Below are 13,428 nucleotides of genomic sequence, written 5' to 3'. Positions count from 1 at the left end.
TCCTTTCGTCGGGTGGGCGGCAGGGGCGGCGCTCAGGGAGCGTCCGGTTCCGTGCGGGTGATGCGGAGCAGCGCCGCGGACGGCGCTGCGGGCAGGGTCACGGTGAGGTCGGCGGTGTCGGGGTTCCAGGCGGCAACGGCCTGACGTGCGGCGGGGTACAACACCTCGACACAGGCTGCGCCGCCCGACCGTTCCGGCAGCCGGACGGTGGTGGTGGCCTCGCCGCCCGGGCGGCGCCAGACGGTGAGGTACGTGGTGTCGGGGGTGTACAGGGCGAGAGCGATCCAGGGGTCGTCCCAGCCGGGCAGCCCGAGTGGCCAGGACGGCACGGCCCCGGGCAGGTCGGCGCGGACGGCCTTGTACACGGCGACCGCCTCGTGGACCAGGGCGCGGGCCTCGGGCCCCAGCTCCGGCAGGAGGCCGGAGAGGTGGATACGGCCGAGGAGGCCGCTCGCCATGGTGAAGGCGACCTCGTCGAGGGAGTCCTCCGGCTGCGGATAGGCCCACACGGCGCCCTGCTCGGGGGTGACGGCGGTGGGCGCGGAGGCCGCGATGGGCGCGTAGCGGTGCAGGTTCTGCTGGTCGCTGGTGGACTGCAGTTGCAGCCGCGACAGCAGGGCGTGGTCCCAGCGCATGCCGCCCGAGGCGCAGTTCTCCACCACCAGGTGCGGATGGCGGTCCAGGATGCCGTCGAGCCAGTCCAGGTGCGCCCGGTTGTGGCCGAGCAGTCCGGCGCCCGCACTCTCGCCGGGGTGGGCGCTGGTGCCGGAGCCGGGGTCGATGTTGTGGTCGAGCTTGAGGTAGCCGACGCCCCACTCGCCGACCAGACGGTCCACGACCTGGTCCAGGTGGCGCGGGCGGCGGGATGGCGCAGGTCCAGATGGTGCCGGCCGGACTCCGTGACCCGGACGCCGTCGCGGCGGAAGAACGCCTCGTCGGGCAGGGACTCGGCCATGGGGCTGTGTACGCCGATCACCTCCGGCTCCAGCCACAGGCCGGGCACCATGCCGCGCTCCCGGATGCGGTCCAGCACCTTGTGGATGCCCTCCTCCCCAGGGAAACGTGAGGCGGCCGGTTCCCAGGCGCCGACGGTGGTCCACCAGCCGTCACCGCCGTCGTCGTACCAGCCCGCGTCGATGACGAAGTACTCGGCGCCGGCCTCGGCCGCCGCGTCGATCAGCGGCAGCAGCTTTTCGGTGGTGGGGTCTCCCATGAGGCAGTTCATGTAGTCGTTGAAGATGACGGGCAGACCCCGGTGGTCGGGATGCGGGCGGCGCTGGGCGCGTCGGTAGCGGGTCAGCGCGGCGAACGCGGCGTCGGGGCCGCCGTCGGCGCCGAAGGAGAGGGCCACGGGTACGGTGCGGAAGACGGCACCCGGTTCCAGCGGCTGCCGCCAGCCGTGGTGGAGGTCGGTAGGCCCGAACAGTGCCAGGTAGGCCGTCTTGTCACGCTCGGCGCACTCCCAGCGCCAGCCCCCGCCGTTGTGCTCGATCTGCCACACCCAGCTGCGGCCGGTGCGCCGGTCCGTGAGGCCACCCATGGGCAGGCGCCCGCAGCTGGACCAGGTGCCCTGTCCGGTCAGGGCGAAGCCGGAACGGCCGTTCGCGTGGCTCACGCGTCCTCGGTGGTCCGGTGTGGTCAGCCGCAACGGCCGGCGCTGCCAGCGGCATTCGGCGAGCCAGTCGTTCTCCGCCCACAGCAGGTCGGCGGCGTCCAGGTCCGCCGGGTCCGGCGTGGTGAGGCACCCCATGGCGAACGAGCTGACCGACTCCAGGTGGAGCGTGTCCGGCCCTTCGTTGCGCAGGGTCACCTCGCTGCGGAGCACAGGTATGCCGTCCGGTGACCGGTAGGTCACCTCCGCGACCAGACCGGTGTCCGGGTCGTGGAGTTGGACGGTCAGGGTGTGCCAGTCGCCGTCGCGGGCCGCACGGTGGGCCCGGTGGCGCAGCCGCCCGCCGATCGCCGTCTGGACCAGGCGGCTGCCCGACCAGTCGCGCCCGTGACCCGTGGCCGTCACCTCCACCAGAGGCAGGGACCCACGGGGGCCGTTGGCCGCCTCGTCCGGCAGTCCGAGGTGCGTCAGGCGGGCGTCGCCGTCGTCGCCGAGGACGAACTCGAGGTGCAGGGCCTCATGACCCCAGCGGAAGCTCCGCTGTTCCTTTTCCATGGTGGCCTTTTCAGGTCAGTGGCCGCGCAGGACCGCGCAGGCGCCGGGCGGCAGTTCGTGGGCCGCCTGGCCGGTGAGCAGGTCGAGGGCGGGATCCGGCAGGGGCACGGTGTCCTCGGTGTGGTTGATCAGGACGTGCCAGCGGCGGCCGTCGGCCGCATGCCGGGTTACGGCCTCGACACCGGTCGGCAGGTCCGGCAGCTCCGGCTCGACGCCGGCTTCCTTCAGGAGCCGTCCGAGCAGGGCGCCGTAGTCGGCGTCGTCCAGGCGGGTGGAGAGATACCAGCCCTGTCCGGTGCCGAAGCGGTGCCGGGTGAGTGCCGGGCTGTCCCCGAGCATGCCGTGGGTGTAGGCGGCGAGCGTCTCCGCGCCCTCGGTGCGCAGGGACTCGCTCCAGACGGTGCCGTGCGAGCCGTCGGACAGGGTGATCCGCTCGTCCGTCCGCAGCGGCCGGTGCTCCTCGACGCGGATGCCCAGCGCCTCGCGCAACGGTGCGGCCGGGTAGCCGCCGAGACGGGCGTGCATGCGGTCGTCGACGTAGCCGGTGGCGCGCTGGACGAGGAGCGTTCCCCCGCCCTCGACGTAACGGCGAAGGTTCTCCGCACCCTTGTCGGACAGCAGGAACAGGGAGGGCGCGACGACCAGCCGGTAGCGGCTCAGATCGTGCTCCGGGTGGGCGAAGTCCGCCGTGACACCCTCGTCCCACAGCGCGCGGTGCGCCCCGGCGAGCGGTGCGTGGTAGTCGAGGCGGGAGGAGGGCAGGCCGTCGACCTCCAGCGCCCACATGGCGTCCGGGTCGTCGAGCACGGCCACCCGTGCGGTGACGGTCGATCCCGCCAGCTCGCCGAGTCGGGCGACCGCCTCGCCGGTCTGCGTGACCTCGCGGAAGATGCGGCTGTCGGGGCCCGCGTGCGGCAGCATCGCCGAGTGCCAGGTCTCGGCACCCGCCCGGGACTGCCGCCACTGGAAGAACAGGGCGCCCTCCGAACCACGCGCGATGTGGCCGAGGCTGTGGCGCAGTACGTCACCCGGCTCCTTGCCGATCACCTGATCGTCGTCGTAGACCGTGCTGGTGCCCTGCTCCATCAGCAGCCAGGGGCGGCCGCCGGCCAGGGAGCGGGTGCGGTCGGCGTAGAAGGCCGCGTGTGCGGCGCCGTCGAGACCGTTCGCGTCCGGGTACTGGTCGGAGCTGACGACGTCGAGTTCGCGGGCGAACGCCCACACGTTCAGCCGCAGGTCGTAGGGCAGCATCAGGTTCGTCGTCACCGGGCGGTCGCTGTGCTCGCGGATCGCGTCGCGCTGCTCGCAGTAGGCGGCGATGATCTCGTCGCCCCAGAAGCGGTGGAAGTCCACTGTCTGGCCGGGGTTCCTGTGGTACTGCGTCGCGCGGGGCGGCAGTACCTGCTCCCAGGAGGTGTAGCGCTGGCTCCAGAAGGCCGTGCCCCACGCCTCGTTGAGGGTGGCCAGCGAGCCGTGCCGGGCGCGCAGCCACACCCGGAACGCGGTCGCCGCGTGGTCGCACCAGCAGAGCGTGCCGTACTCGTTGTGCACGTGCCACAGCGCGAGGGCGGGATGGTCGCCGTACCGTTCGGCCAGGGCGGAGGCGATCCGGCGGGCCGCGCTGCGGTAGGCGGGTGAGGCGAGGCAGTAGGTGTCGCGGCTGCCGTGGACGAGGCGGGTGCCGTCGGCTCTGACCGCCAGCGACTCGGGGTGGGCGAGGGTGAACCAGGGCGGCGGGGAGGCCGTCGGGGTGGCGAGGTCGACGGCCACGCCGTTCGCGTGGAGGCGTTCGATGTGGGCGTCCAGCCAGGTGAAGTCGTAGCGTCTCTCCTCCGGTTCGAGCAGGGCCCAGGAGAAGACGCCCATCGTGGCCAGGTTGACCCTGGCCCGGCGCATGAGTTCGTCGTCTTCCTTCCAGACCGGCTCGTCCCACTGCTCGGGGTTGTAGTCGCCGCCGAAGGCGAGGCCGCCCAGGCGGTCGGTGATACTGCGTGCCGTCATGAGGCTTCCTTGGGTACGGAGAGACGCGTGATTCCCTGACGAGACGTCAGGAAAGGTTGGAGCGCGCCCAGTTCATCCGCCGACCGCTCGCAGCGGCGTCACCGGCGCGATGATGCGCTGACTCACGGCGGCGGCTCATCCTCGGCAGTTGTCGAAGCGCTTCACCTCCAGGCGAAGGTAACGGAGAAGTTTCGTGCGAAACAAGAGTCCATACGCCAAGAAACCTTCTTCCCTATTGCTCATTGACAGCTTCGCAGGGGGTCACGGCTGTCGATGCGCTTCGACAATCCGCCCTCATGACCAAGAGTCGGCTTCACGTCCGACATCTGCGCGATGGAAGCCGAGGCGGGTGGCGACTTCGGGGGAACTCTCGTTGGCCGTCAGGGTCACCACCAGGACCGGCTGGTCGGGCAGCTCGTCGGCGGCGGCGCGCAGCAGAGCCTTGGCGGCCTCGCGTGCCAGTCCCGCGCCCCAACTGCCGTGCCGGTCGGCTTCCTTGTCGGCGCCGTGAGCCTTCCGCAGCCGGAGCCGATCCGTGGTGATCTCCGTGGCCGACAGCGTGGGTAATGCGTTCGTGAGAGCGATTGTCCCGGCTCATCGGACCCCGGGGTACTGCTGCGACTCCTGGCTACCGGGGTGGGCGCACGCTCGCCAACCGTGGGCTCCGCCGTATCCGGTACTGCCACGAGTCGGAGCGGCTCCTGACGAACAGCCACTGAATCGGCAGTCGCCGCCCCGACGTCCGGTGAAAGGAGACGCGCGCCGGGCGGCGCGATCAGTGCCGGGCGAACTGGACCTGGGTCGGTCGCACGACGTTCGGCCGCAGGGCGATCCCGCTGACGGTCAGCTGTTCTCCGTAGATGTCCGTGACTCTGATCGTGCTGCCGCACCCACTGCCGTCGGCGGAGATGAAGTAGTTGTAAGAGGTGCGGGGCAACTGCCGCCAGCCGCTCCCGGTGTGGACCTCCAGCCGCATCACCGGATTGCGTTGGCCGATCGTCTGGATGCCGCACCAGTAGGGGTTGGACCCGGTCTTGTACCTGATGGACAGCGTCTGGGACGTGCTCGGGCTGACCAGGCTCCAGGTGATCGGGATCCGGCCGACCTTGAGGTCGGCGAGTTTGGCGAAGGCCTGCCGGCTGAGGTCGAGTTGCCCGGGTGCGCAGGGCAGGGGGCACTCGTTGGTGATCCGTACGGTGATGGCGGCGCCGTTCGCCGCGCGGACGTGGACGTACGCGCCGCACGCCCTGGACGTCTCGTAGTCGGTGGTGTTCATCGCCGCGATCATCATGTCGTCGCTCGGGCCGAATCCACAGGCGCCGTCTCCGTCGCCGGCTTCGTAGGCGGTGGCGACCCCTTGGTAGGTGGTCCCGGGCCGTATCCGCCCTGCCGACGATGCCGTGGTCGACGTCGTTGGCGCGGCCCGCGGGGTGGACGCGGCCGACGGTCGTTCTGACCGGGTGTTTTCGGAAGCCTTCGGCGTCGGCGTGCCTGTCGCGGTCGGGGTGCCCGTGGAACTCGGGGCGGCTGTCGGCGGCGTGGCTTTCGCCGGGGTGCCCGCGGCGCGTGCGACCGCGACCGACGCCCCGTCGGCCCCGCGGTCGGGGAGCAACGCCATGACCAGGGCGGCGACGACGCCCGCGGCGGCCAGCGCCACCGTAGTGCCCACCAGCAGCCTGTGTCTGCGCCTGCGCTGCCGCGCGGCTTGCCTTGCTGTCTGCATGCCTGTCCGTTCGGATGGTCGAGTCGACGGTGCACTGTTCAGTGGCCGCAGGAAGCGCAAAGGTTGCCGACGTCCTTTTCGGCTTGTCGGCGAGGAGCGGTCGCCGAGTCCTGCCCGGCGCCGCGCTCACGGACCCGGGGGTGAGTCCTCCGGACCGGTGCGCGGGGCGTCCATCAGCTGCAGTTCTGCCTCCGCACCTCCCGCTGGAAGGTTGCGGAAGGTCAGACGGGGGCCGAGCAGACGGGCCTGGCCGACCGCGATGGTCACGCCGAGGCCCGTGCTGCCCGTCCGGGAGCCCGTGCGGAAGCGCTCCGGGCCGGAGGAGTGCAACACGGCGAGCCACGGGCGGGGCACCATGAGCACAGCTCGTCGCGATCTGCTTGAAGGGATCGCTCCACGGAAGGACAGCGCGGGCGTACCACTACCGCTTCCTGGCGCGGCTCCAGGGCAACGGCGGGGATCTCATCGGCGCCCCCTGCTTCGTGGATCAGCGGGGCGCCTTCCCCATCACCCTGCCGGTCGACGTGGTGGCGGAACTCCATCCCGGGGGAGAGGCGCTGTGGGATCTGCGCCTGAGCGCGTACGGCGGGCCGGAGATCCGCCTGGCGATGCCGGCCGGCGATCTCGTCGACCGCCGGGACGTCAGCGTGTTGCCGGTCCTCCGGTGCGCGGGCCCCGGTGGCGGGCTGTCGCTGCGGCCCCAGCTGACTCGTGACCACGACCTGGTGGTCAGAACCGCCGATACGGTGCTCGGCCGACCGTAGAGCGGCGACGGTCAGAGGGCGAGCAGCCGCCACTGCTGGTTGGTTCCGTCTCCGACAGGCCACTGAATCACCTTGGCGCCGTTGGCCGCCGATCCGCCCTCCACGTCCGCGCACAGGCCGTTGCGGACGTTGACGAGCCGGACGTATCCGCCGCCTGCGTCAACCACCTTCCAGTGCTGGTTGTCGCTGTTGCCGTCCGGCCACTGGATGAGCTGGGCACCCTGTCCGGAGCCCCCGGGGCTGTCGACGACCTTGCCGCTGTGGCGGGCGACGAGGCGGAAGGAGCCGTCGGCGTCGGGCTGGAGCCGCCACTGCTGGTTCTCGCTGCCGGACCAGCCCCACTGGATGAGGCCGGCGCCGTCGGCCGTACTGCCGCCGGCGACGTCGAGCACCTTGCCGCTGCGCCGGTTTTCGAGCCGAAAAAGGCCGCTGAGCAGGGAGACGGTCATGTCCGTGCGCTGCCCGGCGGTCAGGGAGACCTTCCTGGCGTGGGTGCCGAGGGGGGAGGGCATGACGGTCGCGGTCGTGGCCACGGAGGTCATGCCGCGGCGGCTGATCAGCGTGACGTCCTGGTTGACGGCGGAGGTGACGGACAGGGTGGCGGTCCGGGCGTTCAGGTCCCAGGCGAAGCTGTGGATCTGGATCCGGCCGCGGGCCCGGACGCCGGTGATCGTGCCCTTCGGCAGCTGGTCGGGCAGCGCGGGGAGGATCTCCAGCACTCCGGGCCGGCTGTAGATCAGGGCCTCGGCCAGCACGCCGGGGATGGTGTTCGCGGCGTCGGCGTTGTAGATGTCGAGGTTCGGGTTGTGGGAGGTCATCAGCGACTTGAAGACCATGTTGTTGCCGAGGATCTTCCGCAGGTTGCCGTAGACCTGTCCGCCGTCCTTCAGCCGGGCCCAGGCCAGTGCCCGGTGCAGGCTGCCGTGTGCGGAGACGTTCTGGTCGCCGCGCAGCTCGAGGGCCCGCTGCGCCGGGCGGACCAGGGAAGGTCCGTTCTCGGGGTTGATCTCATGCAGCGGCCAGGCACCGTACAGATGCTGGACATGCCGGTGGTTGTAGTTGTCGGTGAGGCTCGGCCAGGACCATTCGGCCAGTGCGCTGTCACCGTTGACGCGGTAATCAGGGAACTTCTTCAGCAGCGCCGTCCAGCGGGCGACGCCCTGGCCGCCACCCTGTTCGACGCCGAGGGTGTTGGCCGCGTCGACGGCGGCCTGGAGGGCGTGCTTGCCGGCCATGATGTCGCCGGTGGCGTTGATCGAGAGGTACACGCCGGTGTTGCCGGGGGCGTTCTCCATGGAGAAGGACGGGACGAAGACCGCCTTGCCGGCCGCGTCGGTGCGGGTGAGGAAGTCCTCGTAGAACAGGGCCAGTTCCATCAGCGCGGGACCGAGTTTGTCGCGCAGGAACGCCTGGTCGCCGGTGACCTGGTAGTACTCCAGGAGCGGGTGGAGCAGCCAGTCGGCGCCGCCGGTCCAGCACTGGCCGGGGAAGTTGCCGTTGTTGAAGTGGAGCATGTGGCCGTACTCGCCGTCGGTGCGGGAGGGGGCGAGGAAGCCGCGGGCTCCGTAGAGGTTCTTCGCGTTGGTACGCCAGTCGTCGAGCTGGCCCAGGATCAGGTCGAAGTAGCCCTGCATGGACTCGGTCAGGTCGAGGATGTTGCCCCCCGCGACCTGGAGGTTGACGTTGGCGTCGGTGGTGAAGTCGTCGGCCCAGGCGGCGCCCCACGATCCGGCCCATATGCCGGTGAGACGAGGTGGGAGGATGCCGCTGGAGCTGAGGAAGAGGTAGCGGCCGGAGTCGTAGAGCCGTTCCAGCAGCGCCGTGTCGATAACCGTGCGGTCGGCGTTCTGGCGGGCGATCAGTTCACTGACGGAGAGCTGCCGGGCGGCGGCCGAAACGTTCAGGTCGAGGCGTGAGCGGTCGTAGACAGGGGTGTGCAGGGCGGTGTGCCGCGAGAGCAGTGCGGTGTAGTCGGTGCCGAGCGCGGCCAGTTGTGTGTGCAGCGGCTGGGAGTCCCAGCCCGTGGACGACTCGTAGCGGCCCAGCTTCGTCAGCAGCAGCACCCTGGCCGCCTTGGCCACCACGATCGTGGAGCCGTTGGCGGTGACCGTGGCGCCGGTGCCCGAGGCGACGACGCGGGTGACGCCCTCGTAGCCGAAGGCGCCCTGCCCCGAAGGGTAGGTGCCGCGCAGATTCAGGTAGCCGGAGCCGCTGGTGACGGTGGCATGCGTGGTGAAGCTCATGCTGCTGGGAACCCCGGTGAGCGCGGTGTTGGCGCTCAGCGTGGTGTCGACGGTACGGCCGGGAGCGGGTGTCAGCTCATGGACGATCACCTTGTCGGCCCGGGAGACGAACGCCCGCCGGGTCCAGGGGCCGAACTGGTCCGTCCAGCTCGAACTCACCTCGCCGGTACGGAAGTCGGTGACCCGTGCGTAGTTGTCGACCGTGGTCATGCCGGGCGTGTCGATGTGCAGTTCGTACGCGGGGTGGTAGGCCTGCGTCCAACGCAGCGACCAGCCCGCGGCGAAGTCCCGGTTGGCGCCCGCGTAGTCACCCGCGAGTGCTTTGTCGCGTGCGCCTTCCAGACGGCCGGAGATCACCGGCGGGGTCACGTCACGGGTGCCGTTCGGCAGCACCAGCCGGTGGTAGTTGAAGACCACCTTCTCCAGGGCGGGAGCGCCATACAGCACGGCCCCGTATTCGCCGTTGCCGGTGAGGAAGCCGTCGGTCCAGGAGGAGGCCGGGGACGTGTCGTGGATGCCGCGCTCGGGGAGTGTGATCTGCGGGGGGACGGCAGCCGCGGCCCTGCCCGGGAGCAGGCCGCCGGGCAGGGCCGCGGCTCCCGCGGTCAGTGCGGCTGCGGTGAGGAACCGTCTGCGGTCTATGGCGCTGTCCGTCAAGGGGACTCCTGTGTCCGGTCGGCGGTGCGTGGTCGTGGGGGAGTGGAGCGGTGACCCGTCGTCGTGGTGACCCACCGCCGCCCGGTCGACTTGGAACGGAATCCGGGCGGCGGCGGGGGCCGCGGAAAATGGGATCAGACGGCCGTGAAGGACCACAGCAGGTTGGTGCTGCTGCCGTACGTCCACTGCTTGGTGACGGAGCCCGAGGAGACGTTGCCGCCGCCGTCGAGGACCAGGCCGGTGGTGCGGTTGGCGATCGAGTAGCTGCCGCCACCCCGGTGGGTGATCTTCCACTGCTGGTTGGTGCCGCCGTTCCAGGCGGCCTGTCGGGCTGCGGAGCCGTCTGCGGTGGCGCCCCAGCCGTCGGCGACCATGCCGTTCGTGCGGTTGACCAGCCTGTAGTAGCCGTCCGAGACCGCCACCGCCTGCCACTGGAGGTTGGAACTGCCGTCCCATGTCCACTGCTTGAGGTTGGACCCGGAGGCGACGTTGCCGCCGCTGTCCAGGGCGAGACCGTCGGTGACGTTGGTGATCCGGAAGTACGTCGCCGGGTTGAACTGGACCCTCAGCGAGGTGATCTGGTCGTTGTTGCCGGTGACCCGCAGGTCGGGGTTGTCGGTGGTGAAGGTCCAGGCGGTGCCGGTGAAGTTGTCCCCGGAGTAGCCGGTCACCTGGTAGCCGGGGGCCGGCCGGAGGGAAGAGAGGGCGCGCACGCCGAGTCCGGCCGCGGTCAGGTCGGCCGCGCTGTAGTCGCCGATGTCGAACACGGCCGAGTTGCCGGTGTAGTTGACGTCCGAGAAGGCGACGGCGCCGGCGAGCGGCCGTAGGCCTGGGATCGTGCCGGAGAAGGTGAGCTTCAGGACGTAGGCATTGGCACTGTACGGGGCCGTGGAGGGCAGGGTGACCGTGAGGCCGGACGAGTTCTGGACCGGCGTGGGCAGGCCGATGTAGGTGCCCGCGGTGGTGCCGAGCATCTTCACCGAGGTCAGCGACGAGAGGTTGATCCGGTCCGAGCTGAGCGTCTTGATCGTCAGCGAACTGCCGGGCCAGCCCAGGACGGTGGCGTACAGGACGTTGTCGGCCTTGTTGCGGGTGAAGCGGATGTCCTGGGGCGTGCCGGCGTGCGGGGTGCTGAACGCGCCGCCGCCCATCTTCGTCGGACCCTCGCCGTACGCCGTCCAGGCGCGGGTCGAGTAGATCGACTCGCCGAAGCGCTTCAGGTGGTCCCCGATGCCGAGCAGGATGTCCTTCTGCGCCTGCGGGATGGTGCCGTCGGCCATCGGTGCGATGTTCAGCAGCATGTTGCCGTTCTTGCTGACCCGGTCGATGAACGAGTGCAGCATCTGCTGGATGGTGTAGTAGCCGATGCCCTGGGTGTAGCACCAGCTGCTGCTGGAGATGCTGTCGTCGGTCAGCCAGTACGGGGTGGTGATGTCGGCCGGGCCGCCACGCTCGTAGTCGAAGACCTCGCCCCTGGCGTCCATGCCGTCCTTGTAGGTGGCGACTACCTCTTTGCCCCACGAGTTGGCCTGGTTGTAGTAGTACGACAGGAAGTTCAGGCGCTGTGTCTCGTCGACGGCGTCCATCCTGAAGTCCTGCCACAGGATGTCGGGCTGGGCGCGGTCGATGACCTCCTTGAGCTTGTCGTACCAGAGCTGGTTCTCCGCGGTCGAGCCCAGCTGGCCGTAGAGCTTCTTGAGACTGGGGTCCGTCTGGGCGGGAACGTACTCGTAGAAGCCGTTGAAGTGGTACGCGTGATGCATGGCCACCAGCAGCTTGAGGCCCTTGGCGCGGATGGCCGTGGAGAACAGCCGCAGCAGGTCGAGGCCCGGGCCCTTGTTCACCGAGTTCCACTCGTTAACCTGGCTGTCCCACATGGAGAAGCCGTCATGGTGCTCGGCGACCGGGCCGGCGAACCTGGCGCCGGCGTCGACGAACAGCTGCACCCACTCGTCGGGGTCGAACTTCCCGCCCGCCGACTTCAGCTTCGGCGCGAACTTCACGAAGTTGCCCGCCAGGTCCTGCGCGCCGTTGATGAAGTTGTGGTACGGCCATGCCGATGACTGGCCGTAGGTCGCGATGTGGTGCTGGTTGGCGTTGCTGCCCGCCTGGTACATGTTGCGCGGGTACCACTCGTTGTCGTAGGCGGGGACGCTGAAGACACCCCAGTGGAAGTAGATGCCGAACTTGGCGTCCTGGAACCACTCCGGGGCCGGCGGGTGCTGGTCGACCGAGTTCCAGTCGGGCGTGTACGTGCTGGGCGCCGCCTGGGCGATCCCGGCACCGAACACACCTCCGGCAACGGCCGCCGCGACGACGCAGGTGGCACCGGCCAGGAAGTGGCGTCTGTTGATCGAACTCGACATGGAGACATCCCTGATGCAGAAGGGGACAGGGGAGGGCAGGGCGCCGCTTGTTACGCATGAAGGTCTGCCATGTCTCCCTGGGATGTCAACCGGTTTGCAGGGATGAAATGCACTGCATGGCAAGGTAGTTGGCCGTACTTGAGGTGGTTCTGATGCGATTTGCGACTGCCTAAACATGGCATGTCTGTCAGCGCTTCATGGCTGATCTGGATCATCCAAACGCGAGGATTGATGGGATGGATCTTGCCTTCTTGGTGTCACCCCCTACCAATCCCAGGTGTGGCGTGACCTGGTATTACGGTGCTCCTTCGATCGCGGGGGTAGACAGGAGGCTATGGGCGCGCCTATAAACATCCCATCTCTACTGCACGGCGATACGCAGATGTCGTCGAGGCGAAACATCTCCCGCTACGGGACCGGCGCGAGGAAGCACCGATGAGACTCAGAACCGCCCTCTGTTCCGCCGTCTCCGCCCTGTCCGCACTGGCTCTGCTCAGTGCGTGCAGCAGCGGCTCCACCACCTCGGCGTCGTCGGGCGACAAGCCGCTGGTCGGCGTCGACTACCCGCGCTCCGACACCGACTTCTGGAACTCCTACATCAAGTACACGCCCCAGTACGGCAAGCAGCTGGGCCTGGACCTGAAGACGACCAACTCGCAGAACGACGTCGCCAAACTCACCGCCAACGCGCAGACGTTCATCAGTCAGGGCGTCAAGGGCATCGCGATGGCCCCGCAGGACACCGCCGCCATCGCGCCCACCCTCGCGCAGCTGGAGGCGAAGAAGATCCCGGTCGTCACCGTCGACACCCGCCCCGACAGCGGCAAGGTGTTCATGGTCGTGCGCGCCGACAACCGCGCCTACGGCGAGAAGGCCTGCCAGTACCTGGGCACCAAGCTCGGCGGCAAGGGCAAGGTCGTGATGCTGGAGGGCGGCCTGGACTCCATCAACGGCCGTGACCGCACCGAGGCGTTCAACGACTGCATGAAGAAGAACTACCCGGCTATCAAGGTGTTCGGCGAGGCCACCAACTGGGACGGCGCCGTCGCCGCCCAGAAGCTGCAGACCGACCTGACGGCCAACCCGGACATCAAGGGCGTCTACATGGAGGCCAGCTTCGCGCTCTCCGGCACGCTCCAAGTCCTCAAGCAGAAGGGCCTGTTGGTGGGCCCGAAGGACAAGAAGCACGTCTTCGTCGTCTCCAACGACGGCATCCCCGAGGAACTCAAGTCCATCGCCGAGGGCAAGATCGACGCCACGGTCTCCCAGCCGGCCGACCTGTACGCCAAGTACGCCCTGTACTACGTCAAGGCCGCGATCGACGGGAAGACGTTCAAGCCCGGCAAGACCGACCACGACAGCACCATCATCCAGGTCCGCGACGGCGTGCTCGAGGACCAGCTCTCCGCCCCGCTCGTCACCGCCGACGGCGCCACCTACGGCGGCGTGCCCAGCGTCAAGAGCGACGACAAGTCGCTGTGGGGCAACAACCTCGGCTGATTCGTCT

The 13,428-nt window shown here is 69.4% G+C and carries 8 protein-coding genes and 1 pseudogene; 2 read left to right on the top strand and 7 right to left on the bottom strand.

Translation table 11 applies throughout. The annotated features are described in order from the left end of the window. Positions 1 to 32: 32 nt before the first annotated feature. The 5 genes and pseudogenes from IEY95_RS03590 to IEY95_RS03570 all read right to left on the bottom strand — a co-directional run bounded on the left by IEY95_RS03590 (position 33) and on the right by IEY95_RS03570 (position 6,248). A pseudogene (locus IEY95_RS03590) lies at positions 33 to 2,167 on the bottom strand (alpha-galactosidase). A gap of 15 nt (positions 2,168 to 2,182) precedes the next feature. Beyond that, a complete protein-coding gene (locus IEY95_RS03585) occupies positions 2,183 to 4,168 on the bottom strand; it encodes a beta-galactosidase (protein WP_189184316.1) in 1,986 nt (661 codons plus the stop codon). Between the two features lie 294 nt (positions 4,169 to 4,462). Continuing rightward, positions 4,463 to 4,690, bottom strand: a complete 228-nt coding sequence (locus tag IEY95_RS50570; RefSeq protein ID WP_373294430.1) for a GNAT family N-acetyltransferase — start codon at positions 4,688 to 4,690, stop codon at positions 4,463 to 4,465. 253 nt (positions 4,691 to 4,943) lie between these two features. Beyond that, a complete protein-coding gene (locus IEY95_RS03575) occupies positions 4,944 to 5,891 on the bottom strand; it encodes an expansin EXLX1 family cellulose-binding protein (RefSeq protein WP_189184315.1) in 948 nt (315 codons plus the stop codon). A gap of 126 nt (positions 5,892 to 6,017) precedes the next feature. After that, positions 6,018 to 6,248, bottom strand: coding sequence for a hypothetical protein (locus IEY95_RS03570; RefSeq protein WP_189184314.1), 231 nt, complete (start codon positions 6,246 to 6,248; stop codon positions 6,018 to 6,020). 23 nt (positions 6,249 to 6,271) lie between these two features. On the opposite strand from IEY95_RS03570, the gene IEY95_RS03565 reads away from it, so the two are divergent. Continuing rightward, entirely contained in the window at positions 6,272 to 6,655 is a 384-nt protein-coding gene (locus IEY95_RS03565; protein WP_189184313.1) for a hypothetical protein, read from the top strand. Between the two features lie 11 nt (positions 6,656 to 6,666). On the opposite strand, the gene IEY95_RS03560 is transcribed toward IEY95_RS03565, so the two are convergent. Together IEY95_RS03560 and IEY95_RS03555 are read right to left on the bottom strand one after the other, a co-directional pair. After that, a complete protein-coding gene (locus IEY95_RS03560) occupies positions 6,667 to 9,555 on the bottom strand; it encodes a glycosyl hydrolase family 95 catalytic domain-containing protein (RefSeq protein WP_189184312.1) in 2,889 nt (962 codons plus the stop codon). Positions 9,556 to 9,689: 134 nt separating this feature from the next. Next, positions 9,690 to 11,921 carry an alpha-L-fucosidase gene (locus IEY95_RS03555; protein WP_189184311.1) on the bottom strand — a complete coding sequence of 744 codons (2,232 nt, stop codon included), beginning with the start codon at positions 11,919 to 11,921 and terminating at the stop codon, positions 9,690 to 9,692. A gap of 435 nt (positions 11,922 to 12,356) precedes the next feature. Here IEY95_RS03555 and IEY95_RS03550 point away from each other — a divergent pair, with 435 nt between their 5' ends. After that, positions 12,357 to 13,421, top strand: a complete 1,065-nt coding sequence (locus IEY95_RS03550) for a sugar ABC transporter substrate-binding protein (protein WP_189184310.1) — start codon at positions 12,357 to 12,359, stop codon at positions 13,419 to 13,421. Positions 13,422 to 13,428 lie beyond the last annotated feature (7 nt).

This window comes from Streptomyces albiflavescens, from assembly GCF_014645835.1.
Lineage (GTDB): Bacteria > Actinomycetota > Actinomycetes > Streptomycetales > Streptomycetaceae > Streptomyces > Streptomyces albiflavescens.
Note: the sequence above shows the minus strand (reverse complement) of the source record. Positions and strands in the feature narration are given on the sequence as shown.

Coding starts and splice junctions, on each gene's coding strand:
- IEY95_RS03575 (WP_189184315.1), bottom strand. CDS start 5,891: ATGCAGACAGCAAGGCAAGCCGCGCGGCAGCGCAGGCGCAGACACAGG.
- IEY95_RS03585 (WP_189184316.1), bottom strand. CDS start 4,168: ATGACGGCACGCAGTATCACCGACCGCCTGGGCGGCCTCGCCTTCGGC.
- IEY95_RS03570 (WP_189184314.1), bottom strand. CDS start 6,248: ATGGTGCCCCGCCCGTGGCTCGCCGTGTTGCACTCCTCCGGCCCGGAG.
- IEY95_RS03550 (WP_189184310.1), top strand. CDS start 12,357: ATGAGACTCAGAACCGCCCTCTGTTCCGCCGTCTCCGCCCTGTCCGCA.
- IEY95_RS03555 (WP_189184311.1), bottom strand. CDS start 11,921: ATGTCGAGTTCGATCAACAGACGCCACTTCCTGGCCGGTGCCACCTGC.